This window comes from Gemmatimonadaceae bacterium, assembly GCA_035533755.1.
Lineage (GTDB): Bacteria > Gemmatimonadota > Gemmatimonadetes > Gemmatimonadales > Gemmatimonadaceae > JAGWRI01.
The window spans coordinates 63,082-88,521 of record DATLTC010000056.1; the positions used below are offsets into that span (position 1 = coordinate 63,082).

Here is a 25,440-nt window from a genome sequence, read left to right on the forward strand (position 1 = left end):
TAGGAAGGCAATCCATGGCAATACACATGAAAATACGCGAGCAGCATCATCTCAAAACGTCACGAGTCCACGCGCCCCACGGAGTGCGGAGAACATGCGAATGAGAGCCTCAATTGGTCCGGTTGCGGGGCGGCTGGCTGTGCTGTTGGTGGGCGCAGTGGTCGCTTCGTCGTGTACCAGCGAAAAGATCACGTATCGGAGTGAACCAAGCTTCACCACGCCCCCGGCTGCGGCCGGAAACTACGTCGGCTACGCGGACACCCTCACCAAGCAGACGGTGTGCGGAACGTGTCACGTGGATCAGCAGGCCAAATGGGTGACCACCAAGCACGCAAACGCATGGGCGGACCTGCAGGCCAGCGGGCACGCCGGCGCGTCCTGCGTGCCGTGCCACACGGTCGGCCCGAATGGGAACGCCGCGAGCGACACAATGGTTGGCTATGTCGCCACCAAGGACGCGCGGTACGAGGACGTCCAGTGCGAGAGCTGTCACGGCGCCGGTCTCACGCACGTCACGGCCCCGGGACTCGGCAACCGTCCGCTGGCGTCGATCGCGGTTGACACCGGCACGGCATTCGGCAACGGATGCGGCGAGTGCCACACGGGCAGTCACGACCCGTTCGTGGATGAATGGGTGAAGACGGCCGACGCCGGCCATGCCCACCCCGAGGCGCATGCCTTGGGTAACGCCTCGTGCACGTATTGCCACGTTGGCCAGGACGCGCTCACCAAATGGGGCGTGAACACCAACTATGTGGAAGCGGGCCAGTCGGCCACGAACCCGATGACGATCACCTGCGCGGTCTGCCATGACCCGCACGGCGGTCCGAATACGGCGCAACTGCGCTACCCAATCAACGTGGCCGACACCGCCGGCAACCTCTGCATGCGGTGCCACCAGCGCAATGGCAAGCCGGCCGCGCCGGCCAGCTCGTATGCCCCGATGGCGCCGGAAGGTCCGGTGCTCCTCGGCTTCGCCGGCTGGTTCCCGCCCAACTATACCGGTCCCGACACCATCGTCGGTACGCATGGCTCGTCCGCCAATCCGAACCTCTGCGTGACCTGCCACATGGGCAAGATGACGGTGAACGACGCCAACGGCGCGTTGGTCACGAGCTACATGGGCCACACGTTTGCGGCCGCACCCTGTCTGGATGCCCAGGGTGTCCCGACCACCGGCGCGTGCGACATTTCCCAGCGGTCGTTCGCCGCTTGCGCGACCAGCGGCTGCCATGGCAGTCCGGCGGCTGCGCGCTCGGCGATGACGGCCGTGGAGGGCCGCCTGGCCCTGCTCGATTCGGCGCTCAACAGCCAGTTGGTGCAGATCCCGGCCACCGAGTTGAAGAAGACGACGATGAACACCGCGATCGGGGCGAAGTTCAACCTCATGCTGGCGGAGAAGGTCGGGAGCGCGGAGCACAACCCGTTCCTGATGGAAACGCTGCTCACGAGCAGTATCAAGCAGGTCCAGATGGACTACGGGATCGCGCCCAAGATCAGCGTGAACCTGGCGAATATCCTCCCGCAGATGGCGGCCAACAACCGCTGATCGCGGGGGCTGGTGCGGGCGTACGGCGGGGTGCGGAGCTCTCAGAGCTCCGTACCCCGCTGTCGTATCCGGTCACCCCCGACAGGCGGGAACGCGTGGATGCGCCACGGTAAACACATGACACGTCTGTAGGCGTATGCCCCACAAATCTCCGGCATCCACTGACGGTGGCGCTACTTAGACGCCCGCACATTGCATCGCGCGGAGGTTGTCCGCACGAGCGATACAGTCACGGGATGCCACGCAGCGTGAGGTCGATGCAGTTCCCACGCCTCCCCCCATGGAGTGCGGAGAAACATCACATGAAAACATCCAAGAGTCCGGTGCTGGCGCGGCTTGCCGCGGTGTTGGTTGCCGCGTTGGCCGCCTCCTCGTGCACCAGCGAGAAGCTCGTCTACCGGAACGAGCCGGGTTTCACCACGCCCTCGGCGGCGGCGGCGAACTTCGTGGGCTATGCCGATACCGTTACCAAGCAGACCGTGTGCGGCAACTGCCACGTGGACAAACAGACGCAGTGGGCGGGAACCAAGCATGCCACGGCGTGGGCCGATCTGCAGGCCAGCGGGCACGCCACCGCGGCCTGCGAGCCCTGCCATACCGTAAGCAAGAACGGCAATGCGGCCACCAGTGATGCCGTGGGATACACGGCCACCAAGGATGCCCGGTACCATGACGTGCAATGCGAGAGTTGCCATGGCGCCGGCCTGGGCCACGTGTCCGCGCCCAGTCTGGCCAACACGCCGCTGGCGTCGATCGCCGTCGACACCGGGACCTCGTTCGGCAACGGCTGCGGCGAGTGCCACACCGGCACGCACGAGCCGTTCGTGGACGAATGGAAGCTCTCGGGCCACGCGATCGTCGAAACTCGCGGCAGCGCGGCCACGAACGCGTCGTGCTACATGTGCCACAGCGGGCAGGGCGCGCTGGCGTCGTGGGGCATCAACACGAACTACGTGGAGAAGGCCGGACTCGGCGTGAAGCCCGTGGGCACCACCTGCGCCGTCTGCCACGACCCGCATGCCAACAACAACAGCGATCACCAGTTGCGGTTCCCGGTGGACGTGCCCGACGAAACGCAGAACCTGTGCATGAAGTGCCACCACCGCCGCGCCACGCCCGATCTGACGAGCGCGTCGAGCGGCGCGCACTCTCCGGAAGGGCCGACCCTGCTCGGCTACGCCGGGTGGATTCCGCCAAACATGTCCACGGTGGGTACCGACACGATCGTCGCCACCCATGGCTCCGATCGGAATCCGGCGCTGTGCGCGACCTGTCACGTCAACCGGTTCACGGTCACTGATCCGGCCACGGGGAACTTCGTCTTCCAGGCGACGGGGCACCTCTTCCTCGCCATTCCGTGCATCGACTCCACCGGCAAGCCAACGAATACGGACTGCGACATCTCGCAGCGGACGTTCGCGGCCTGCACGGGCAGCGGCTGCCACGGGTCGCCGGACGTCGCGAAGTCGTTGATGCTGACCGTCGAACAGCGGTTCAGCCTGCTCGACTCCACGCTCACCCACATGATTGCCAAGATCCCGTCCACCGAATTCAGCAATACCGACGGTCGGTACACCACGGGTGAGGGCGCCAAGTTCAACCTCAGCCTCTCGAGAGCGCCCGGGGCGTACGTGCACAATCCATTCCTCATCGAAGCGCTGATGACCGCGACGATCAAGCAGATCACGATCGATTACGGGATCCCGGCGGCCGAGAAGGTGAACCTGAACAATGTTCTGCAGAACCCGCAGCACTGAGCGGGACGAAGAGCCGAGACGTGATGATGCATAGCCATGGGGGCGGGCCGGGGAGGAACACCTTCCCGGCCCGCACGTGCGCCGGGACCCGCGCGGCGACGACACGACGCATGCAGCAAGGACGGGAGCAAGCAATGAGGCGCGTCATCCGATCGGGACTCGCCGTCCTCGGGCTGCTGGTGGTCGCCGTGGGGCGGGCGCGCGCTCAGGGCGGGATCATCCAGGGGTCGAGCTCGGTGCAGTTCCTGGACATGCGGCCGGTGGTCACCGACAGCGTGCCGTTCGCCGCCACCGATTCGGTGTCCACGCTGTTCCGGCGCACGCCGAGCGGGGTGCTCACCAACTGCGTGGCCGGCGATCCCTACTGCTACTTCTACAAATCCGCGCCGCGGGCCAACCTCACCGCGCTCATGCAGGACCTCGACATCACGGCGTGGGGGATCGGGCCCGGCCTCAGCGTACACGCGCAGCTGCGCGGCCGCACCGCCGAGGGCGACGCGCGCGACCTCTGGCCGCAGGCCACGCAGTCGTTCGACGTGCTCGCGGCGTACGTGGAGTATGACCGCTCGGCGCTGCTGGCGCGCCTGGGGCGGCAATGGATCGCGTCCGGCCTCGGAATGTTCAACTTCGACGGCGCGTCGGTGGATGTGCATCCCATGCGGGCGATCGGGATCAACCTCTATGGCGGCGGCACCCTGATCCAGGGGCTCGACCGCGCGCTCGGCGCTGCGGCGCTCTCCCCGGTGGAGGACATTCCGCCCGTGGACCAGTCGTTCCTCCTGGGCGGCCAGGTGCAGATCCGCCCGAGTGCCGACGGCGTGATGCAGTTCCAGTACCAGCGCGAGGTGCGCAACGATCGGGGAGCGCTGTACTCGGAGCGGGTCGCGGCAAACGCCGAGTTCCGGTTCGGCAACGCGTCCGTGGGCGGTGACGCCACCCGCGATCTGGCCACCGAGACGTTCAACGATCTGACGGCGCACGTGGTCTTCAATCCCTGGCACGGCGTGGGCTCGCGGTTCGAATTCCGCCACTACTCGCCGTACTTCGATCTGTGGACCATCTGGGGCGCCTTCTCGCCGGTGGGCTACAACGAAGGCACCACAAACCTCACATGGTCCGCGCCCGGCGCGCGCGCGACGTTCGGCGTCTCGGGCGGCTACCGCGCGTACGCCAACACCTACACCGGCGTCGCCTGGCTGCCGCTGCGGAACAGCGGCTGGCACGTGGGCGCCACCGGCTCGGCGCGCGCCACCAACGCATGGACGGTGCAGGGCAGCTACGACATGGACATCAACTTCGGCGCGTCGAGCACCGACGGCGACGTGGCCCTCCGCTGGCAGCCGAGCAGCCGCGGCTCGCTGGCGGTGCACGGTATGGCTTTCCAGAATATTTATGAGTTCACGGTGGGCGAGGGACGCGTGCTCGGCGCCGGCCTGGAGGGCGCGTACCAGATCGCCCCGGACCTGCGGCTGGCCGGCGACGCCACCCTGTATCGTCACACCGGCAAGGACCAGCCCGACATCGCCGACTGGAACCAGCGGCGGGTGAGCCTTCGCCTCGAGTGGCGTGTGGGGGGCGAGCCGGGAAGCGGGGGCGGGGGCTGGACCGTTGGCCCGGTGAGGCGGCCATGAAGGTCACCATCCGGCGCCTGATCGTTCCCGTGGTCCTCCTGGTGGCGACGGCGGCGCTCGCCATGCAGCAATCGCGGGCTCCGTTCCCGCACGCGCAGCATGCCAAGCTCTTCCCGACGTGCGCGGGCTGCCACAGCGGGATCGTCAGCGGCGACTCGGCGCTCATGTTCCCGAGTCCGGATGACTGCGCGCAGTGCCACAACGGCAGCGACGTCCGGCGCATCGCGTGGACGGGGCCGTCCGCGCGCGTGACGAATCTCAAGTTCTCGCACACCGAGCACGCGACGATGTCGGCGCAGGGCGGCACCGCCGCCGACTGCGCCAACTGTCACGGACTGCAGGCCGGGCGCGACACGGCGTGGATGCACATCGCGGGCGCGGATCCCTCCGCGTGCCTCGCGTGCCATCGGGCGCCGCAGCACCTGGCCGCCTCCGCCGACTGTTCCACCTGTCACAAAACGCTCGTCCAGGCCACGACTCTCTCGGCGACGGCGATCGCGGCGTTCCCGAAGCCGTCGTCGCACAGCAATCCCGACTGGCTGGCCAGGCACGCGCCGCAGAACGCCGGCCAGATGGCCCAGTGCGCCATCTGCCATGCGAGAGAGAGTTGCGCGCGCTGCCATCCCAACGCCGACAAGCTGCCCGCCATCAAGGCGCTGGGCAGCGACGCGCGGGTGGCATCGCTCGTGCGCAACGTCTTGCCGGTGTACTTCACGCCGGCGGCGCACCGCGAGACCAAGTGGGCGTACGGCCATGGGGCGGACGCCCGCGCCAATCCGCAGACCTGCGCAAGCTGCCACACGCAGACCAGTTGCCGCTCCTGCCACATCGGTAATCTGGGAGCCGACGTCATCGCGAAGCTGCCCGACGCGAAGCCGGGCCGGGCGCCCGGCGTGGTGTTGGTGAAAGCCTCGCGCGCAGGCGCAGCGCCGCTCGATGCGGCGCCGCCCGCCCGCGCGGTGAACGCGGCCGAGGTGACCCGGCCCCTCGCGCCGCAGGACACGGTCCTGATGCGCGTGCACGTGCATCCCGACGGCTTCGCCACCAACCACAAGTCCGCCGCGGCCAGCGGACAACTCAACTGCCAGGGTTGCCATCAGCCGCGCGACTGCACGTCGTGTCACGACGGGGTCTCGACCCGGCGGGATTTCCATCCCGACGATTTCATGGCGCGGCACGCCAACAGCGCGTACACGCAGGACCAGAACTGCAGCTCCTGCCACCGCGTCGAAACGTTCTGCCGGTCGTGCCACCAGAAGAGCGGCATCGCCACCACGGGCGGGGTCCGCGGCACGGCCCACACCGGACAGCCGCTGTGGCTGCTGCAGCACGGGCAGGCGGCGCGTCAGGGGCTCACCACGTGCACCAGCTGCCACCAGCAGCGCGACTGCCTGCGCTGCCACTCGAGCCTGGGAATGCACGTCAATCCGCATGGACCCGACTTCAACGCGCAGGCCATGGGATCACGCAACATGCAGATGTGCATGGTATGCCACCTGACGAATCCGCTGAAGAAATGATCGTAGGGGCAAACCCCTACGAAGGCTCGGGGCATCTCCTATTGGTAGGTCCCTGACGCGAGGCTCCTTTACACCCGGCTGCAATCGTGCCGGTCCGGAACCGCCGGGCGGAACGCCCGGGATCCGATTCGATGTCGCACGTGAACGCATAGCGGGAAGGTGGTCTTGAGACGATCGAGAGCGCAGGGCGGTTGGGGATCGAGCGTGGTCGGCGCCCGTCACACGCTGACGCGCGAGGTGATCGGAACGACGCTGTGGTTGCTCGGCGTTGCGATCCTCGGTCTGGCTATGCCGACGCCCGCCGCGGCGCAGCAGCGGGCGGGCGTGGTCGAGTGTCAGAAGTGCCACGGGAACAGGGATTTCCTCGTGGGAAAGGCGGGGACGGTCAGGGGCGACTCGGCGCTGTTCGTTCCCGATACCCTGCTGCACGACTCGAAGCATGCCGGACTCAGCTGCACGAGCTGCCACCCAGCGTTCGCTGGCGGATACCCCCATCGTGACGCGAAGGTCATCGCCGTCCCGTGCCAGAGCTGCCACCAGAAGGAGGGGGACGATTGGGCGCGATCGATTCACGCGCCCGATGCGGTCACCAACGGCAAGGCGCCCACGTGCACGACCTGCCACGGAACGCACCACATCCTCGGCGCCGACGATCCCCGCTCGCCCACCTACCCGCTGAACGTGGCCTCGCTGTGCGGCGGCTGTCACGCCAATCCCAGCATCATCGGCACGTATTTCGGCGCGGCCGATCAGGCGCAGGCCCGGACGGCGGTGAGCTCGTACTACAAGACGGTCCACGGCACGGCCATGACCAAGGCGGGGCTGGTGGTGTCGGCCACGTGCAGTGACTGCCACAGCGCGCACCTCATCCTGCCCCCCGACTCGGCCCAATCGACGATCAACCGCGCGAACATCACCGGGACGTGCGGCAAGTGCCACGCCGGCGTGGTCGAGACGTTCAACCAATCGTCGCACGGGCAAGCGCTGCGCACGGGCGCCAAGACGCCGACGGGGCATGCGGCGCCGGTGTGCATCGACTGCCACTCGTCGCACCAGATCGTGCCCGCGTCGGATCCGGTCTGGTTCCGTGGCGTGGTCAAGGAATGCGGCTCGTGCCACGAGAAGGAATACGACACGTACTTCGAGACCTACCACGGCCAGGTCACCGAGCTCGGTTTCGGGCTCACCGCCAAGTGCAGCGACTGCCATACGCCGCACAACATGCTGCCGTCCACGGATCCCAAGTCGTCGGTCTACCCGACCAACCTGGTGAAGACGTGTGGCCAGTGTCACCCCACCGCCAACGCGAACTTTGTCCAGTATCAGCCCCACGGCGACCCGCGGAACCGGCAGGCGTATCCGCGGCTCTTCTGGACCTGGCTGTTCATGACCGCGCTGTTGGTGAGTGTCTTCCTCTTCTTCGGGTTGCACACGCTGATGTGGCTGGGCCGGATCACCGTGGATCGGCTGCGCGGCCGCGCCACGCATGACGCGGAGCCACCGGTCACGAACGAGGAGAAGGAGAAGCACCCATGAATACCCCGATGGCCGTTTCCGATCAGGGGCAGGGCCCCTACCTCACGCGCTTCGGGCCCATCGAGCGGACGATCCACGCTCTGGTGATCATCTCGTTCCTCGGCCTCGTGGCCACCGGTATCCCGCTCCGCTTCGCCTACGCGCCCTGGGCCGCGCCGTTCATGCGGTTTCTGGGCGGGCCTGGCTCGGCCGGGTTCATTCACCGGGTGTGCGCCGCCATCACGTTCGGCTACTTCTTCATCCATCTGGCCGCCGTGACGCGCCAACTGATCAGGGCCGACGACAAGATGTCCATCTTCTGGGGCCCGCGGAGCATGGTGCCCCAGCCCAAGGACATCCGGGATGTCGTGGGCATGTTCAAATGGTTTCTGGGCCTTGGTCCCCACCCCAAGTTCGATCGCTTCAGCTACATGGAGAAGTTCGACTACTGGGCGGTGTTCTGGGGCGTGGCCATCATCGGCGGTTCCGGCTTGCTGCTCTGGTTTCCCACGTTCTTCGCCCGGTTTCTCCCGGGATGGCTCTTCAACGTGGCCACCATCGTCCACGGCGATGAAGCGTTGCTCGCGCTGGGCTTCATCTTCACGATCCACTTCTTCAACGTGCACCTGCGTCCCGAGAAGTTCCCCATCGACCTCGTGATCTTCACGGGCCGCGCCACGGCGGCGTACTTCGAGGAGGAGCATCCCCTGGAATACGAACGGAACCAGCGCGAGGACCGTCTGGGGCAGTTGCAGGCCACGGCGCCGTCGCGCGCGACCTACCTCTGGTCCATGACCCTCGGCTTCGCGGCGCTGGCGGTGGGGGTGGTCCTGGTCCTGCTCGTGATCTACGCGCTCTTGAGTTAATACTCATGCATCCCGGGCGGCGCCGGATCGTCCATGGGCTCGTGGCTGCGCTGGCCACCGCGGCCCTCGTCGCCTGGACGCCGGGCCGGCAGGTGCCGTCCCCCCGCGCGATCACGGGGGCGTCCGGCCCCGTGGGGCTCGACTGCACGAGCTGTCATCCGGGCGTCCACGCCACGATGACGGGCAAGGGGGTGGAGGCGTCGGCGCGCTGCGCCACCTGCCATGCCCGAGCGCACGAGGCCACCCAGGCGCTGTTCCAGGGGCTGAGCCCCGACACGTCGCTGCGGCCCGACCGGATGTTCCTGGCCCGGGTCGGCTGCCGGTCCTGTCACACCGACGCGACGCTGGCCGACACGGCCGCCGGACCGCGGCTGGCCGCCATCGGGCGGGCATGCACCGGATGCCACGGCTCCAGGTACGGTGACATGCTGACCCGCTGGCACGAGGGCCTCGGTTGGCGCAGCCGGGTGGCCGACGCCTACGTGTCCGCGGCCGGAGCGGACACGCGGCTCGCCGCGCGGCCCGGCGCCCAGGCGGAACTCCGTTCCGCGAGGGCGGACGTCACGCTGGTCATCCACGGCGGGGGACTGCACAACGTGGTCGGTTCCGACGCGTTGCTGCGTTCGGCAATCCGCAACGTGGGGGCCGCGTATCGAGGCGCCGGGGTGCCGGTGCCGCCGCCACCCGCGCTGGGACCTGATCCCGCGGCGGTGTCGTGCGCCTATTGCCACTACGGCATCGAGGCCGTGGGCGCCACGATGTTCGGTCAGCGGTTCAGCCACGCGGATCATGTGGTCCGCGCCGGCGTGGCGTGCAGCCAATGTCACTCGTCCGCGGACTACTTCGCGGCCGGTGGCCGCCAGCCCGATCCAGGGCACGGCAAGACGACGGTGACGGCGGCGGCATGCAGCGCGTGTCACCACGTCACGTCGGCGTTGACGTGCACCACGTGCCACCACCAGCAGGATCTGGCGACCCGGACGGATTCGGTGACGCTGCCGCTCCACCTGCGGCCGGCCGGCGCGCCGACGTCGCGCGAGGTCGCGTTCCGGCACGGCGCCCACTCCACGGTGGAGTGCACGCGCTGTCACGCGTCGCGCGCGGCGATCACGACGGTCGTGGCGTGCACCGCGTGCCACGAGGCGCATCACCGCGAGGCGGCCGACTGCAGCGCCTGCCACACCACGAGGCTGCTCGCATCTCATACGGCCGCCGACCACCTGGTCTGCACCCAGTGTCATGCGCGCGAGACGCTCGCCCTGCTCACCGGCGACCGCACGTTCTGCGTGAGTTGTCACGTGGACCGGCGCAACCACCAGCCGAGCAGGGAGTGCGCGCCCTGCCATATGCAGATGTCGCCGACCGAGGTCCAGGCCAGGATTCTGGGGCGTCAGCCCTAGGAGCTCAGCGGCCGGGCCGGACTTGCGTGTGGCGGGGCCGGCGCCGGACGCCGTGCAGCGCCTCGCGGGCCAGCAGCCGCAGGATCCCGCCGAGTCGGAAGTTGCGCAGGAACGCGGCCGGTGGAAACAGTTCGGCCTTGTCGTTGACGGTGGCTTCGGAGAATGCGCGAATCTCCCCGACGAGCGCGCGATGCACGGCCGGGTCCAGTTCACCGCCGCCGGCTTGGGCGAGGCTCCGCCGCAGCGCTCGAGCCGATGCCATGCGTTGGGCCACCGCCGCGGCCTGCGCGGGCTCGATTCTGCCGAACCTGGCCTTGAGGGCGTTCAGGCGCTCGGCGCCGTCGTAGGTCGCGTCCACGATCTCCGTCCGGGTCATCGCGTCCGTGTCGTAGTTCAGGAACGACTCCCAGTCACGTTGCTGATCGAGCAGCGCCCGGTGTTCCGCCAGCGTGTGGGCGCGGATCCGATAACCCTGCGCCTCGGCCTGTTCGAAGCCGTCGCTGCCCGGATCGATGAACGGACCCATGGGGGTGATGAACGCCGAGAGCCGGCGGTCGAAGCGCGAGAAGAGCCGCTCGATGGCGTCCACCATCTCGAGGACATTGCGGTGGCTCTGGCCCGGCAGCCCGATCATGAAGAACATGTCCAGGTTCTCGCAGCGGAGGGCGAGCATCGACGCGAGCCCGGCCTCCAACTGCTCGTTCGTGTAGCGAGCCTTGCCGAGGCGGGCGCGGATCGCTTCGTCGTGGCTCTCGGGCGACAGTTCGGCGCCCCAGCGTGAGACCGCGGCGTCGATGCGCTGCAGCAGGTCCGCCGGCGGTGGTTCGAAGAATTCGAACACGACGCGATTGGCCACCGGCGTGCGGCCCAGCGCCTCGACCACGTCCCGCGCGTACGCCGGGCCGCCGTCGTTGATGTCGCCAACGAGGAAGATCGGCGCGCGCGTGAACGACGCCAGCGTCCGCACCTGCGCGGCGATCGCCTCGGGGCTGCGAAACAGCGGGTGCCGCCCCGGCATGAAGCGCTTGAACGCCGCGTCCGACGCGCCGCACGTCACGCACCCTCGCGCGCACCCCCGAACCGTCAGCACGGCCGTGATCGGGTGGCGCCACCATGCCTGGAACGGAATGCTCGTCCAGAAGTCCAGATGGCCGACCACGGACCCCACCATCATGCCGACGTCCAGATCGTACGCGTCGAGCGACGTCGGCGCGAACGATGCGGCATTCACGCGCACCTCGCCGTCCTGCTTCCACGTCAGGTTGGGCACGCGCTCGAAGCGGCGCTCGCCCTCGAGCTCCCGCACGAGCGCCAGCAGGCACTCCTCCGTCACGCTGCCGCGGAGCACGAAATCCACGGCTGGATCCCGGATCAGCTCCTCGTGGTAATAGCTGGCCGAGATCCCGCCGAACACGATGGGGATGTCGGGGTGCAACCGCTTGAGCAGCGCCGCGACCTCCGGCCCGCCGTGCGCGTGCGGCAGCCAGTGCAGGTCGATGCCGAAGAGCTTGGGCCGGAGTCGGCGCAACAACCGCTCCGGTCGGAATCGCCGGCTACGCATCATGCGCAACGCCAGGTTCACGATCCGGACCCGGTAGCCGTGGCGGCGCAGGTACGAGGCCAGCGTCACGAAGCCGATCGGGTACATCTCGAAGATCGGCGTCGACGGGATGACGTCGCTGATCGGGCCATAGAAGATGGTCCGTTCGCGAAAATCGTAGATGCTCGGCGGGTGAACGAGGACGACGTCTGGCTGGCTCAGTTCCTCTTCCCCGTGCCCAGGGATGGGGCTGAGCCGTGCGCGGCCCGCATGGCCGGCACTCGGTGGCAGGCCTCGCACGCCTTGCCCGGATGATGGTTGGTGTACGCCGCGTGACACGCCGTGCAGATCTGGCGGGTCCATCGGTTGAGCTGCGGCACCGTCTTGTGGCACTGGCTGCACACCGTGTGGTCCGCCACCTTGTGCTTGGCGAGCGCGCCGCCGCGATGGCAGCTCAGACATGCCGTCTGCGGCTGGTGGTGCTGCGTGTGGCAGTTGTCGCACTGCAGGTCCCGCGCGCTCATGCCGGGCGGCGTGTGGCACGCCTTGCACTCCAGCTTGGCGGCGATGTGCGCGCGGTGCGTGAAGTCGCCGGCTTTCCGGTGGACCGTGTCCGTGGGCGCGCCGCCAGGTCCGGCGTGGCAGCGCGCGCAGTTGGTCACCGGCTGCACCGGGGAATGGTGACAGCCATCGCAGCTCGCGGCGGAGCTCAGGGTGATCCCACCGTGCTGCGCGAACGGCGTGTGGCACGTGCTGCATGGCAACCCGGCGCGCAGCACGTGGCCCGTGTGGTCGAAGCTCCGGCCCTGGAAGTTGCCCTTCTGCTGCTCCACCCCCAGGTGGCACTGCAGACACTGGTTCTCGCTCACCGGCGGACCGAGGTTCACGCTCGGCACGCGGTAGGGCAGGCCGCCGTCCTTCACGGCCTGCTGGACCAGGCTCAACGACGCCCGGAGCAGCTGGTCGGCGTAGACGATGTTGTGCGCGCCCTTGCCCGATCGCACGAACTCCAGGTTCTCGCGGGCCTCGCGCAGCAGGCTGTCGGCCACGGCGCGGCGGCGGAGCGGGGCCGCGGAGGAGGTGGCCTGCGCGGCATCCACGATCGGCCCCACGAGCTGCACCTTCCGCTCCATCTGCGATTCCCAGCCCGGCAGCACGTTGGCGTACTTGATGCCGTGGCACGACATGCACGACGACTCGCCGGTCACCTGCACCGTGTCGTGGCCCGGCAGCTTGGACGCCTGGTTGTGGCAGCCCACGCAGGACACCCGTGCCGTGTACATGGCGCTGGGGGTCTGCTTCACGCCGTGCCCGCCGATGCCGGCGTAGAGTTTCTGCTCGTCCTTGTGCACGCTGGTGTGGCAGCTCTTGCAGTCCAACTCCACGTTCGTGGTGAGCGACACCACCTTGTGGTCGAGCGCCGTGTGACACTGGATGCACGCGATGTTGTGCTGCGTGACGTGCACCGTGTGCAGCAGGGTGGGGTTGTTGAACTTGGCCAGGCGGGCGGGCTCGTTGTGGCAGCTGATGCACCGCGCCTGATCCGCGGCGCCCGTCCCGTGCGTCACCTGGTTGTGGCAGGACAGGCAGTCGATCCGGTCCTTGACGTATTGGGGGTGGTCGATCACGTAGCCTTCGGGCGACGTCACCCTGGGCGGCGAGGGGTGGCAGCCCGTGCAGCCGGCGAGCGGCCGGCCCGCCGGGCGATCCTTGAAATGGCAGAGGAAGCACGTGCCTTCGGTGACCGCGATGTGCGTGCCCTGCACGATCTGGGAATGGCAGCTCGTGCAGTGCAGTTGCATGCCGTTCCGCACTTCGCCCAGGTGCTTGGTGTGGTCGAACTGCACGCCCTTGTAATCGACGCGGCCCTCGATCAGCCGGTTGGAGTGGCAGCCCGAGCGCAGGCACGACGCGTCCTCGATCTCCGCCCACGGACGCGTGCTGGTGGCGCCCGTGAAGTCCTTCACCACCATGTTCGCGGCCTGGATCTTGGTCATCGCCTCGGCCTTGATCCCCGGCGCGATGTGGCACTTGATGCAGGGAACGTTGCGGTGGGTCGAGGTGGTCCACGACTTGTAATACGGCTGCATGATGTGGCAGCTGCCGCAGAACCAGGGCTGGCTGGACACCTGGACGAACCCCACGGTGCCCACGGCCCCGAGGATGATCGTGAGGATGGCGGCCGGAATGAGGAACCGGGCGAACTTCGACAGGCGCCGGCGTACCGCGGGTGACATGGCGTTATCCGTCCCGGTGTTCGGCGTCCCTTCTGCGCAGCGCCCTGAGCGCCAGCCATGCCAGCACCACGGCCGAGAGCGACAGGAACCAGAGCGGCAGGAGGAGCAGCTTGTGCTCCCAGCGCTGCTCCCGGCTCGTGTTGGCGGCGTTGTTCAGGTCCACCGACACCGAACGCACTCTCCGGCCGAGATCGTCCACCTTGGCGAGATCGAGGCCGTGCTGGGCCTGCGCGATCTGCAGGTAGTAGGTCAGGGCTTCCTGATACCGGAACTGGTAGTAACCAACCCGCTGGCCCGCGAGCGACAGCACCTCCACCGCGCGCTTGGCCGATGCCATGTCCTCGCTGGCCTGCACCACGCTGCGCTGGAGGTCGATGCCCATCTGATGGAGCCGCGTGTCCGAGGCGTGGCACTTGTCGCACGTCTCGCCGATCTTCTCGATCGGCACGCCCGCCGTGCTGTGGTTGGTGTGGCATGCCAGGCAGCCGCGCAGCTTGCCGGCCTTGGACGCCGCGCCGTGCGGCCCCTGCGCGAACGACTGGCCCACCAGCGCGTGACACTGCCCGCAGACGCTGGCCACCTGGGTGCCCGTGGGCGGGAGCGCGGAGTGCGCGCCGTGGCACGAGATGCACGTGGGCGCCGCGAAGTTCTGCTTCTGGAACAGGGCCACGCCGTGCGCACTGGCGCGGAACTGATCGAGCTGGTCCGTGCGCAGGTGGTACTTCGCCATGAGCTTCTCGTCCGAATGGCAGTGCGCGCAGGTGCCCGGGATGTTGGTCGGGTACACGCGGCTTCGGGCGTCGTACGGGGGATAGATGATGTGGGTCCCGTGGCAGTCCGTGCACGTGGGCGCATTCGTGTCGTGCTCCCCGAACAGCAGCTGGCCGTGCCGGCTCGTCCGGAACTCCTCGAGCTGCCCCGTGGGCAGACCGTACTGCCGCATGCGGTTCGGGTTCGAATGGCAGGAGCCGCACAGTTGGGCCGTCTGGACCTTGCTCGGCGAGCCGATGAAGTTGCCCTGATGGCCGTCGGGCAGGGTGCGGACGTCGGCATTGCCCCCGTGGCAGCTGACGCAGGTGACCCCGTGCTGGGAGTGCACGCCGACGGTGGCCGCTTCGCGCTGCGCCGCGTGACAGGCGAGGCAGCCGTTGGCCGTGTCCTGGACCACGATGGGGCTCTGGAATGCGGACGCCGTCATCGCGCGCGCGGCGGCGGGCAGCGCGCCGAGCACGGCCACGCCTAGCAGCATCCTGATCACGACGCGTCTCATCGGGCACCTCCGGGGCGCGGTGTGCCCGCCGGTGGCACGGCCGGCGATGATGGAGGCGCGAGGCGCGGCAGCGCGGGTCCCGGTGGCGTCAGGGGCTGTTGGAACGGCGTCAACTCGCCGGACGCCGACACCGGCACGGACCGCAGCTGCCAGCCGGCCGCCCAGGCGACGGCGAATCCGAGAAAGAACACCACGCCCAGGGTGGTCATGATGGGGCGCTTGCTCAGACGGCGCTCCGGCGCTCGATCGAACAGCGGCACCAGCACCATCACGGCGCCGAGGAGCAGGAACCCGCCAAAGCCCCATGCGCCCAGATAGTAGATGAGCGCGCGGGAAACGTCGGCCGCGATCCACGTCGAGAGCATCGACGCCGGCGCCAGGGCCGGGTTCGCGGGCGCCGCCACATCGCGCGGGTAGAGCGCGGCCGCCGTGACCACCAGCGTGAGCACCAGCACGCCCACGATCAGCGAACGCAGGAAGTGGTGCGGGAAGAACGGGACGCCTGATTCATCGTCGGGGCCCACGTCCTCGGAGGCCGCGCTCGCCGGCGGCGCGACGCCGTGCTTGCGCACGAGGGTGAAATGCAGCACCAGCAGCACCAGCGCCACCCAGGGCAGCACGATGACGTGGAGCGCGAAGAATCGGCTCAACGTGGCGCCCGAGACCAGCGGGTCGCCCCGGAGGATCTCGACCAGCGCGCCCCCCGCCAGCGGCACGCGGCCGAGGATGCTCAGGCCTTCGGTCACCGTCCAGTAGGCCCACTGATCCCAGGGGAGCAGGTACCCGGTGGCGCCGAACGCGAAGATGACGAAGAGCAGCAGCAGGCCCACGAGCCAGTTCGTCTCGCGCGGCGGCTTGTAGGCGGCGCCGAAGAAGACGCGGGCCATGTGGGCCAGCGCCGCGAGCACGATCAGGTTGGCGGCCCAGACGTGCACGTCGCGCATGAGCCAGCCCAGCGTGACGCCCGACACGATGTTCTGGATGCTCTGGTACGCCTCCTCCGCCGATGGCCGGTAGTAGAAGGAGAGCAGTACGCCGGTCACGACCAGCACCATGAACAGCAGGTACGTGATGCCGCCGAAGGCGTGCCGCCAGCCGGCGTGTCGCGACAGGCGGTGGCGTAGCGACTTGCGGAATGCCTGGTCGATGGGCAGGCGGGTATCGATGCGTCCGTAGAGCAGGCCGACAAACCGCAGGATCGCGAGCAGGCTGGCGTCGGTGCTGGCTTTCAGGTCATCCCAGAAGCGCTTGCCCCACGCCGTCGTCGCCCTCCACCCACGCCCCAGCATGCTATGGCCTCCCCACGTAGACGACGCCTTCGCGCACGAACACGGGATACCGTTGGAGCGGCACCGTGGTCAGGCCCCGCACCACGTTGCCCTGCAGATCGTACACGATGTAGGTGCACGGAGAGAGCACGCGCAGCGACGTGGGATCCCAGTCCAGAATGCAGCCGTCGGTGGGCGATGTGCCCTGCAGCCCGGCGTACGACTGTTCCCCGGTCCGCACCACGAGGATGACGTGCGTGCCCCAGTCCACCACGCGACTGGCCCCGACCGGGAACTGGGCCTGGGGCGCCACCACGAACGCGGGCTGCAACTCCGCCAACTGCAGACGCTCGGGGGGCAACAGATACAGGAAGGCGGCCAGTGCCAGCGCGACCACCATCAGCGCGACAATGCCGCCCAGTAGATACTCGCTGAAGCCGGGCTCCCATGGGGCATCGCCGGCTTCGGACTCCGTCATCGGGGACGTCACGACCACACCGCTCCTGCTCTGTGAGATCTCATCGTTGCGATCCGGAATGCATTCGCGAGCACCAATCTCCTCGGTGTTCCCCACACCTCTGTCGGGAGAAGCCTGAATCTGTGTCGGGCCACTGGAGGCCCCGCGGACGGGGCCCCCGCCCGGAGATCAGCCCTTGGTGGGCTTCTTCGTGTTCGCCGCGTGCAGGCTCTGGAGCGTGCTGTCGCTGAGCATCTGCGTGGTGCTGTTGCTGCGCCGCCGGATCTCGGCGCTGGCGCTGTCGGCGAGCTTCTTGTTGCCCATCTTCTCGGCCACCATGTAGATGCCGAAGAAGGGGGCGGCGTTCAGCGGCGCCTGCTCGGAGGCGCTGCGATAGTTCTTGAGTGCATCGGCATACTTGCCGGCGCGATACGCCATGTTGCCGCTGTCGAGCGCCGCCTTGGCGGCCGCGGACATCGCGTCGTGCGGATTGGCCGTGCTGTCGGGCGCGCCCGCCGCCATCTGGGCGATCGGGACCTTGGGCTGCTCCTGCTGACTCTTCGAGCATGCCCCGAACACGACCACCGCCGGCAGGGCGAGAACTGCGATGGCGCGGAACGCGCCACGGGAAACTTCGGACATAGTGACCTCGGGACGTGGGCTTCAGTGAACGCTCCAACCGAGGTCAAGTATCACGACGTCGGGTATTCCCTCGCAGCCGGTCATTTGCCCCGATCACCGTAAGGAAATCCCGCACGATTCTGTCGGTGCAATGCCCGTCGGGCTTCAGGGGTTCGCTTCTGTGCGGCGCCGCGCCCGGGATGGAACGTGCGAGCACGCGATTGCATCATCGCGGCCCGCGGACGTCGGGGGGGTCCTCCCCGGTGGGGCCGCACTCACACCAACCCATCCTGGGGGGTTGCGTCATGCTCACCCCAACCACGCACGCGTGGTCTGACGACGAGGCGCTGGGCGGATATCTGGGCCGCCGCGGCATCAGCCGGCGCGACTTCATCGAATTCTGCGGACAGATGGCGGCTGTCCTCGGATTGAGCAGTCTGGCGGTTCCGAGAATCGCCGAGGCCATGGAGTCGCTCCAGCGGCCGACCGTCATCTGGCTGCAACTGCAGGAATGCACCGGGTGCGTGGAGAGCGTGATCCGCTCATCGGACCCGACGATCGGCGATCTGGTGCTCGACGTCATCTCGCTCGATTTTATGGATACACTCATGGCGGCCTCGGGCACGGCCGCCGAGAAGGCGCTGGACGACTCGCGCAAGAAGAACGCCGGCAAGTACGTGCTGATCGTCACCGGGTCGGTGCCCACGAACGAGCACGGCATCTATACGATGATCGGCGGCAAGACGGCGCGATCGCTGCTCGAGGAGACGGCCAGGGACGCGGCGGCGGTGATCGCCGTCGGCGCCTGCGCCCACTGGGGCAGCGTGCAGGCCTCCAAGCCCAACCCCACCGGGGCGGTCGGCGTCTCGGAGATCGTGAAGGACAAGCCGGTGCTGAACATCGCGGGCTGCCCGCCGATCGCCGACGTGATCACGGCCACGGTGGTGCACTTCCTCACCTTCGGCCGCCTGCCCGAGACCGACGCCGACGGGCGCCCGCTGTTCGCCTACGGCAACCGCATCCACGACCAGTGCCCGCGCCGCGCGCACTACGACGCCGGCCAGTTCGTGGAGGAGTTCGACGACCGCGGGGCGCGCGAGGGGTGGTGCCTGTACGAGGTGGGGTGCAAGGGGCCGGCGACCTTCTCGCCCTGTCCGATCTTCATGTGGAATTCGCACACCGACTTCCCGATCGGCGCCGGCCATCCGTGTCTCGGATGCACCGAGCGCAACTTCTGGGACACGATGTCGCCGTTCTACAACCGTCTGCCCAACGTGGCGGGCGTGGGCGTGGAGCACACGGCCGACATCCTCGGCGCCGCCCTCGCGGTGGGCGCGGTGGCCGGCGTCGCCGCTCACGCGGCGGCCACCGGCATCTATCAGCTCCGTTCGCGGCGGGCCGACGCGGCCGCCCAGCAACCACCGAGCGCAACCGGCCGGGAGGACAGCCATGGCGAAGACTAAGGTGGTGATCGATCCGATCACACGCATCGAAGGCCACCTGCGCATCGAGGCCCAGGCCGAGAACGGCAAGGTGTCCGACGCGTGGGCATGCTCCACGCAGTTCCGCGGGATCGAGATCATCATGGAGGGGCGGGATCCGCGGGACGCCTGGGCCTACACGCAGCGCATCTGCGGCGTGTGCACGGTGGTCCACGCCGTGGCGTCGTGCCGCGCGGTGGAAGACGCGCTCGACATCCACATCCCTCCCAACGCCAACACGATTCGCAATCTCGTGCACGGCATGCAGTTCGTGCAGGACCACGTCATCCACTTCTACCACCTGCACGCGCTCGACTGGGTGGACGTCGTGAGCGCGCTCAAGGCCGATCCAGCCCAGACCTCGAAGGTCGCCGCGTCGATCTCGCCCTGGCCCAACAACTCGGCCACGTATTTCCGCGAGGTGCAGGAGCGGCTCAAGACGTTCGTGGGCAGCGGCCAGTTGGGCATCTTCGCCAACGGCTACTGGGGGCATCCGGCGTACAAGCTGCCCCCCGAGGTGAATCTGCTCGCCGTGGCGCACTATCTCGAGGCCCTCGATTGGCAGCGCGACGTGATCCGCCTCCACACGATCTTCGGGGGCAAGAACCCGCACCCGAACTTCCTCGTGGGCGGCATGGCCAGCGCCATCAATCTCGAGGGGACGGCGACGATCAACGCCGCCAAGCTCTCCGAGATCAAGGACATGATCACCCGGGCCCAGCGGTTCGTGGAGCAGGTGTACTGGCCCGACCTCGTGGCCATCGCCGGCTACTATAAGGAATGGGCCGCCATCGGCGGCGGCACGGGCAACTACCTGGCCGTGGGCGAGTTCCCGGATACCGACATCCGCGACGTGGGTTCGCTGTACCTGCCGCGCGGCATCGTGATGAACAAGGACCTCAGCAAGGTCGTGCCCTACGACCAGAACAGCGTGACCGAGGGCATCTGGGCGTCGTGGTACGACTATGACGAGGGGCCCAAGGCCGAACTGCATCCGTACAAGGGCGAGACCAAGCCCCACTACACCGGCCCGCAGCCGCCCTGGCAGTACCTGCAGGACGAGACCAAGTACACCTGGATGAAGGCCCCGCGCTACAACGGCCATCCGATGGAGGTCGGCCCGTTGGCCCGCATGCTCGTGGCGTACGCGAGCGGGCACAAGGACGTGAAGGCGATCGTCGGCGACACCCTCAAGGCGCTCGACGTGGGGCCGGCGGCGCTCTTCTCCACGCTCGGCCGCACGGCGGCTCGCGGCATGGAGACGGTGTTGCTGGCCCGCCGCCTGAGCGTATGGTTCGATGCGCTCGTGAGCCGCATCAAGGCCGGCGATGTGTCCACCTTCGCCGGGAAGAACTGGGACCCGTCTACCTGGCCCAAGACCGCCCGCGGGTACGGCGCGCTCGACGCGCCGCGCGGCGCGCTCGGCCACTGGGTGGAGATCGCCGACGGCAAGATCTCGCGCTACCAGTGCGTGGTGCCCACGACGTGGAACGCCTCGCCGCGGGACGACAAGGGAGTGGTGGGCCCGTATGAAGCCGCCCTCACCGACAACCATCCGCTGCTCAAGCCGGATCAGCCGATCGAGATTCTCCGCACGGTCCACTCGTTCGATCCGTGCAACGCCTGCGGGGTCCACGTGCTCGACGCCGACGGCGAAACGGTGACGGAGGTCCGCGTGCAATGACTCCCCTCGATGCCAAACACGCGCGCGGATCGCCCTGGCCGTCGATCGACGAACGCGCGGGCGCGATGACGTCCGAGCCGGTCATCGCGCGCGGTGGCCGGTCGGAACAGTGGGTGTATCTGTGGCACTGGCCCATCCGCGCCATGCACTGGGCGGCGGCGGTGAGCATCGTCGTCCTCGCCGTGACCGGATTCTGGATCGGGCGGCCGTACTTCCTCACCGGCGGCGCCAGTCAGACGTTCGGGCTGCAGTACGTGCGGCTCGTGCACTTCATCGCCGCCGGCGTGCTCGTGGCCACCGCCATCGTCCGTATCTACTGGCTGTTCATGGGCGACCGGTTCGAACGGCTCCCGGCGCTGTTCCCGGTGCGCAAGCGCGACTGGGCGAATCTGTGGAAGATGGTCAAGTTCTACCTGCTCATCCACCCGGAACGCGCGCCGCGCTACCTGGGCCACAACCCGCTCCAGCAGTTGTCATATACGTTCACCTATCTGATGGCAGGGGTCCTGGTCGTCACCGGGTTCATCATGTTCGGCGAGGCCAATCCGCAGGGCGTGTTCATGCACACCTTCGGCCACCTCGCCGTCTACCTCGGCGGGTTCCAGTGGGTCCGCGTGATCCACCACGTGGCCGCCTGGTATTTCCCGCTGTTCATCATCCTCCACGTGTATCTCGCGATCCGCGCCGATCTCCTGGAGCGGAGCGGAGCGATCTCGTCGATCGTCAGCGGGGGCCGGTTCGTGGCCACCGACGAGCATTACGCGGATGAATGAGCCGCGCGCGGGCGATGTCGTCGTCGGGCTGGGCAACCCGATCATGGGCGACGACGGCGTCGGCCTCGCGGCGCTGGAACGGCTGCGGGAGGGGTGGGAGATCCCCGCCGCGGTGGAGTTGGTGGATGGGGGCACGTGGGGGATGACGCTGCTGCCCCTCATCGAGTCGTCGGAGCGCATCCTGTTCCTCGATGCGATCCGCACCGGGCGGCCCATCGGCGCCGCCGTCACCCTTCGGGGCGCCGAGATCCCCCGGCAGGTGGCGCTCAAGGTGTCGCAGCATCAGATCGATCTCCGTGAGGTGCTGGCCGTGGCCGAGTTCCGCGGCACCCTGCCGCCGGAGATGGTCGCCGTGGGCCTCGAGCCGGCCACGTTCGAGCTCGGCGATCCGATGACGCCGGCCGTGGCCGACAACATCGATCTGGTGGTGGAGATGGCGGTGGAGCAGCTCCGTGCGTGGGGGCACCGCTGCGCGCCGAGGCCGGTCGTCCGTGTGCCGGGGGTGGGGGACCGGTCGTCGTGCACGAGATGAGCGTTGCCATGGAGATCTGCCGCATCGTCGACCAGAAGTACGATCGCGCGGCGGGCACCCTGGTGACCGTGGGCGTCGAGATCGGCGATGACTCCGGGCTCGAGTTCGGGAATCTGGAATTCTGCCTCGAGACGCTGCTGTCGCAGCCGCCCTTCGGCGGCGCCAAACCGTTGTTCGACCGCAAGCCCGGAAGCGTGCTCCGGGTGAGCTATCTGGAGCTGGACGATGGCCATTAGAACGATCGAGGTCCGCGAGCGCGTCATGGAGCGCAACGACGGCATCGCGCGCGACATCCGCCAGCGGCTCGACGCGGCTGGCATCGTGGCGCTCAACCTCGTCTCGTCGCCCGGCTCGGGCAAGACGCTGCTCCTCGAGCGCACCCTCGCGGCGCTCGACGGCGAGTTGCGCATGGCCGTGATCACCGGCGATGTGCAGACGCAGAACGACGCCGAACGGCTGGCGCGCCACACCAACCGGCTGGTGCAGGCCGTGGTCACCGGCGGCGCCTGCCACCTCGATGCGCGCCAGATCGACAACGGCCTCGAAGCGGTGGATCTCGCCGATACCGACGTGCTGTTCATCGAGAACGTCGGCAATCTGGTGTGCCCCGCCTCGTGGGACCTGGGCGAGGACGCCAAGGTGGTGGTGTTCTCCGTCACCGAGGGCGAGGACAAGCCGCTCAAATACCCCAAGATGTTCCGCGAAGCGAAGTACGCGGTGCTCAACAAGGTGGATCTCCTGCCCTACGTTCCGTTCGACGTCGACCACGCGGTGGCCTGCGCGCGCCAGGTGAACCCCGAGTTGCAGTTCTTCTTCACCTCGGCCACCACCGGCGCCGGGCTCGACCAGTGGTTCGACTTCATCCGGTCGCTGGTCGCTCGACGAACCGCGGGAAGCGCGGCGTAGTCGGCCGCGCTGACGCATGATGACGACGGAGGCGGATCCGGCGGCGGACGCCGGCGCGAGCGGTGACGCGGCGGGGCTCCGCCTGCGCATCGCCGGCGTGGTGCAGGGCGTTGGCTTCCGTCCCTTCGTGCACCGGTTGGCCGTGCGGCACGGCCTGCGGGGGTGGGTGCGCAACACGACCGGCAACGTGGAGATCGCCGTCGCCGGCGACCCGGCGGAACTCGACCGCTTCGTGCGGGCGCTCTCGGCCGAAGCCCCGCCGCTATCGCGCATCGACACGATCGACGCCGGGCCCCTGGACGCCGACGACCTCGGCGCGTTCCGGATCGTCGAGAGCGAGCGCGGGGGCACGCGGGGGCAGTGGGTGTCGCCCGACGTGGCCACGTGCGCCGAGTGCGAAGCCGAGCTGTTCGACCCGCACAATCGCCGGCATCGGTACCCGTTCATCACCTGCACCAACTGCGGCCCGCGGTACACGGTGATCGTCGAGATGCCGTACGACCGCGAACGCACGAGCATGCGGCCGTTCGTCCAGTGTCCGGCGTGCCGTCGCGAATACGCGAGCATCGGCAACCGGCGCTACCACTCGGAGACCAACAGCTGCGCCCAGTGCGGCCCGCGGCTGGCGTTCCTCGACACGCACGGGGTGGAGGTCACCGAGTGCGGGCCGCTCGAGGCCGCGGCCGCGGTGCTCCGCGGGGGCGGCGTCGTGGCTGTGCGGGGCGTGGGCGGTTTTCACCTGGCGGCCGACGCGACCCACGAAGCGGTGGTCACCCGGCTCCGCCAGGCCAAGCGCCGCGACGGCAAGCCGCTGGCCGTCATGGTGCCGTCGCTCGACGCCGCGCGGCGGCTGGCCATGGTCTCCGCCGCCGAGGCGGACTGGCTCGCGCGGCCGAGCCGTCCGATCGTCGTGCTCGAGCGGCGAGCGGGCGCGGAGCTCGCGCCGTCGGTATGCGGCGACCTGTCCACCGTCGGCGTCCTGCTGGCCTACACCCCGCTGCACCTGCTGCTGCTCGAGGCGGTGGGGCGTCCGCTGGTGATGACGAGCGGCAATCACAGCGGCCAGCCGCTGGCGGCGTCGGTGCACGAGGCGTTGCGCGACCTGCGCGACGTGGCCGACGCGTACCTCACGCACGACCGCGAGATCGTGGCCCGGATGGACGACTCGGTCATGCGCGTGGCCGGCCCCGGCGACGCGGACGGTCTCCACGGCGGGGCGGTGCCGGTGCTCATGCGGCGCGCGCGCGGGTTCGCGCCGCTGCCGGTGGCGCTCCCGATCGAGACGCCGGAGGCGCTGGTGGCCGTGGGGCCGCACCTCAAGAACACGTTCGTGGTCGCGCAGGGACGCGATGCGTATCTGAGCCCGCACATCGGCGATCTGGAGACGCTGGAGACGACGGACCACTGGCATGCGACCTACGCCTCGTTCCGTCGGCTATTCGGCGTGGAGCCGAGCGTCGCCGTGCGCGACCTGCATCCGCAGTACATGTCCACGCGCATCGCCGGCGAGTTGGGGCTGGCGCGCATCGAGACGGTGCAGCACCATCACGCGCACATCGCTGCCGTGGCCGGCGAGCACGGCGTCACCGAGCGGGTGGTGGGCGTGGCATTCGACGGCACCGGCTACGGCGATGACGGGCACACCTGGGGCGCCGAGATCCTGGTGGCCGATCTTGCCGGGTACCGGCGGGTGGCCCAGCTGCGCTACGCGCCGCTGCCGGGCGGCGATCTGGCCGCGCGCTCGCCGTGGCGCGTGGCGCTCGGGTATCTGTCGTTGGATCCCGACGGGGGCCCGGCGTACGCGCGCGCCTTCGACGGCGCCCCGCCCCGCGCGCTGGATCTGGCGCGGCGCCAGTTGGAGCAGGGACTGAACGCGCCGCTGGCGTCGTCGATGGGCCGCCTGTTCGATGCCGCCGCGGCGGTGCTGGGCGTGTGCCGCGAGTCGCGCTTCGAGGGCGAGGCGGCGATGCGACTGGAGTCCGCCGCCGGGCGCGAGGTGGGGGATGTGCTCCCGTTCGACGCCACGGTCTCGGCGGACGGATACCACATGCTCGAGCCCGGGCCGCTGCTGGCCGCGCTGGGGCTGGGGTTGGCGCGGGGCGAGCGGGTGACGCGGCTGGCGGCGTCGTTTCACGAGAGCGTGGCCGAGGGAACGGCGCGAGTGGTGGAGAGCGTCGCCAGTCGTGAGGGGCTCGCGACGGTGGCGCTGGGCGGGGGCGTGTTCCAGAATGCCCGGCTGCTCACCACGCTGCGGGGCCGTCTGGAACGCCGGGGGCTGCGGGTGCTCACCGCGCTGGCGTTGCCCCCCAACGACGGCGCGGTGAGCTACGGCCAGGCCGTGGTTGCCGCAGCGCGGTTGGGGGGCGGGGGGAACCACTAGGCGGCCGGACCAATCCGCGTATCTTGATGGTAGAGCAGGGCAGGAGCGGTGCT

Annotated in this window: 20 protein-coding genes; 14 read left to right on the forward strand and 6 right to left on the reverse strand. The window is 68.8% G+C overall.

Annotated features, from left to right (window positions below; all coding sequences use genetic code 11):
* Positions 1-100: 100 nt before the first annotated feature.
* The 7 genes from VNE60_08515 to VNE60_08545 all read left to right on the forward strand — a co-directional run bounded on the left by VNE60_08515 (position 101) and on the right by VNE60_08545 (position 10,238).
* Entirely contained in the window at positions 101-1,549 is a 1,449-nt protein-coding gene (locus VNE60_08515) for a multiheme c-type cytochrome (protein ID HVB31548.1), read from the forward strand.
* 302 nt (positions 1,550-1,851) lie between these two features.
* On the forward strand, positions 1,852-3,306 hold the full coding sequence (locus VNE60_08520) for a multiheme c-type cytochrome (protein HVB31549.1): 1,455 nt from the start codon (positions 1,852-1,854) through the stop codon (positions 3,304-3,306).
* Between the two features lie 134 nt (positions 3,307-3,440).
* Positions 3,441-4,937: a hypothetical protein gene (locus tag VNE60_08525; protein ID HVB31550.1), complete on the forward strand. Its 1,497-nt coding sequence runs from the start codon at positions 3,441-3,443 to the stop codon at positions 4,935-4,937.
* Positions 4,934-6,457, forward strand: a complete 1,524-nt coding sequence (locus VNE60_08530; GenBank protein ID HVB31551.1) for a cytochrome c3 family protein — start codon at positions 4,934-4,936, stop codon at positions 6,455-6,457. Before VNE60_08525 ends, VNE60_08530 begins: the two co-directional genes overlap by 4 nt.
* A 165-nt stretch (positions 6,458-6,622) precedes the next feature.
* Positions 6,623-7,993 (forward strand): cytochrome c3 family protein, encoded by a 1,371-nt coding sequence (locus tag VNE60_08535; GenBank protein ID HVB31552.1) that lies wholly within the window; start codon positions 6,623-6,625, stop codon positions 7,991-7,993.
* Between the two features lie 8 nt (positions 7,994-8,001).
* Positions 8,002-8,838, forward strand: a complete 837-nt coding sequence (locus VNE60_08540; protein HVB31553.1) for a cytochrome b/b6 domain-containing protein — start codon at positions 8,002-8,004, stop codon at positions 8,836-8,838.
* A 5-nt stretch (positions 8,839-8,843) separates the two neighbouring features.
* Entirely contained in the window at positions 8,844-10,238 is a 1,395-nt protein-coding gene (locus VNE60_08545) for a hypothetical protein (GenBank protein ID HVB31554.1), read from the forward strand.
* 4 nt (positions 10,239-10,242) lie between these two features.
* Here VNE60_08545 and VNE60_08550 read toward each other — a convergent pair whose 3' ends face one another.
* The 6 genes from VNE60_08550 to VNE60_08575 all read right to left on the reverse strand — a co-directional run bounded on the left by VNE60_08550 (position 10,243) and on the right by VNE60_08575 (position 17,652).
* Positions 10,243-12,078, reverse strand: a complete 1,836-nt coding sequence (locus tag VNE60_08550; protein HVB31555.1) for a TIGR04190 family B12-binding domain/radical SAM domain protein — start codon at positions 12,076-12,078, stop codon at positions 10,243-10,245.
* Complete coding sequence (locus tag VNE60_08555; GenBank protein ID HVB31556.1) at positions 11,997-14,015, reverse strand: NapC/NirT family cytochrome c; 2,019 nt, start codon at positions 14,013-14,015, stop codon at positions 11,997-11,999. Before VNE60_08555 ends, VNE60_08550 begins: the two co-directional genes overlap by 82 nt.
* A gap of 4 nt (positions 14,016-14,019) precedes the next feature.
* Complete coding sequence (locus VNE60_08560) at positions 14,020-15,285, reverse strand: hypothetical protein (protein ID HVB31557.1); 1,266 nt, start codon at positions 15,283-15,285, stop codon at positions 14,020-14,022.
* The gene (locus tag VNE60_08565) at positions 15,282-16,574 is read right to left on the reverse strand and encodes a cytochrome b N-terminal domain-containing protein (GenBank protein ID HVB31558.1); all 1,293 of its coding nucleotides are present in this window, start codon (positions 16,572-16,574) and stop codon (positions 15,282-15,284) included. The genes VNE60_08560 and VNE60_08565 overlap by 4 nt, the downstream gene beginning before the upstream one ends.
* Before the next feature lies 1 nt (position 16,575).
* On the reverse strand, positions 16,576-17,031 hold the full coding sequence (locus VNE60_08570) for a hypothetical protein (GenBank protein HVB31559.1): 456 nt from the start codon (positions 17,029-17,031) through the stop codon (positions 16,576-16,578).
* Between the two features lie 168 nt (positions 17,032-17,199).
* Positions 17,200-17,652: a hypothetical protein gene (locus VNE60_08575; protein ID HVB31560.1), complete on the reverse strand. Its 453-nt coding sequence runs from the start codon at positions 17,650-17,652 to the stop codon at positions 17,200-17,202.
* Between the two features lie 284 nt (positions 17,653-17,936).
* Between VNE60_08575 and VNE60_08580 the strand changes: the two genes are divergently transcribed.
* Genes VNE60_08580 through hypF form a run of 7 tightly spaced genes read left to right on the forward strand, consistent with a single transcriptional unit; the run spans position 17,937 to position 25,387 of the window.
* Complete coding sequence (locus VNE60_08580; protein ID HVB31561.1) at positions 17,937-19,094, forward strand: hydrogenase small subunit; 1,158 nt, start codon at positions 17,937-17,939, stop codon at positions 19,092-19,094.
* Positions 19,081-20,796, forward strand: a complete 1,716-nt coding sequence (locus VNE60_08585) for a nickel-dependent hydrogenase large subunit (GenBank protein ID HVB31562.1) — start codon at positions 19,081-19,083, stop codon at positions 20,794-20,796. Before VNE60_08580 ends, VNE60_08585 begins: the two co-directional genes overlap by 14 nt.
* Positions 20,793-21,569: a Ni/Fe-hydrogenase, b-type cytochrome subunit gene (cybH, locus tag VNE60_08590; GenBank protein HVB31563.1), complete on the forward strand. Its 777-nt coding sequence runs from the start codon at positions 20,793-20,795 to the stop codon at positions 21,567-21,569. The genes VNE60_08585 and cybH overlap by 4 nt, the downstream gene beginning before the upstream one ends.
* The gene (locus VNE60_08595) at positions 21,562-22,101 is read left to right on the forward strand and encodes a HyaD/HybD family hydrogenase maturation endopeptidase (protein HVB31564.1); all 540 of its coding nucleotides are present in this window, start codon (positions 21,562-21,564) and stop codon (positions 22,099-22,101) included. The genes cybH and VNE60_08595 overlap by 8 nt, the downstream gene beginning before the upstream one ends.
* Positions 22,098-22,337, forward strand: a complete 240-nt coding sequence (locus tag VNE60_08600) for a hypothetical protein (protein HVB31565.1) — start codon at positions 22,098-22,100, stop codon at positions 22,335-22,337. Before VNE60_08595 ends, VNE60_08600 begins: the two co-directional genes overlap by 4 nt.
* Positions 22,327-23,007, forward strand: coding sequence for a hydrogenase nickel incorporation protein HypB (gene hypB / locus VNE60_08605; protein ID HVB31566.1), 681 nt, complete (start codon positions 22,327-22,329; stop codon positions 23,005-23,007). Before VNE60_08600 ends, hypB begins: the two co-directional genes overlap by 11 nt.
* Positions 23,008-23,023: 16 nt before the next feature.
* Positions 23,024-25,387 (forward strand): carbamoyltransferase HypF, encoded by a 2,364-nt coding sequence (gene hypF / locus VNE60_08610; GenBank protein HVB31567.1) that lies wholly within the window; start codon positions 23,024-23,026, stop codon positions 25,385-25,387.
* The last annotated feature ends 53 nt before the right edge of the window (positions 25,388-25,440 follow it).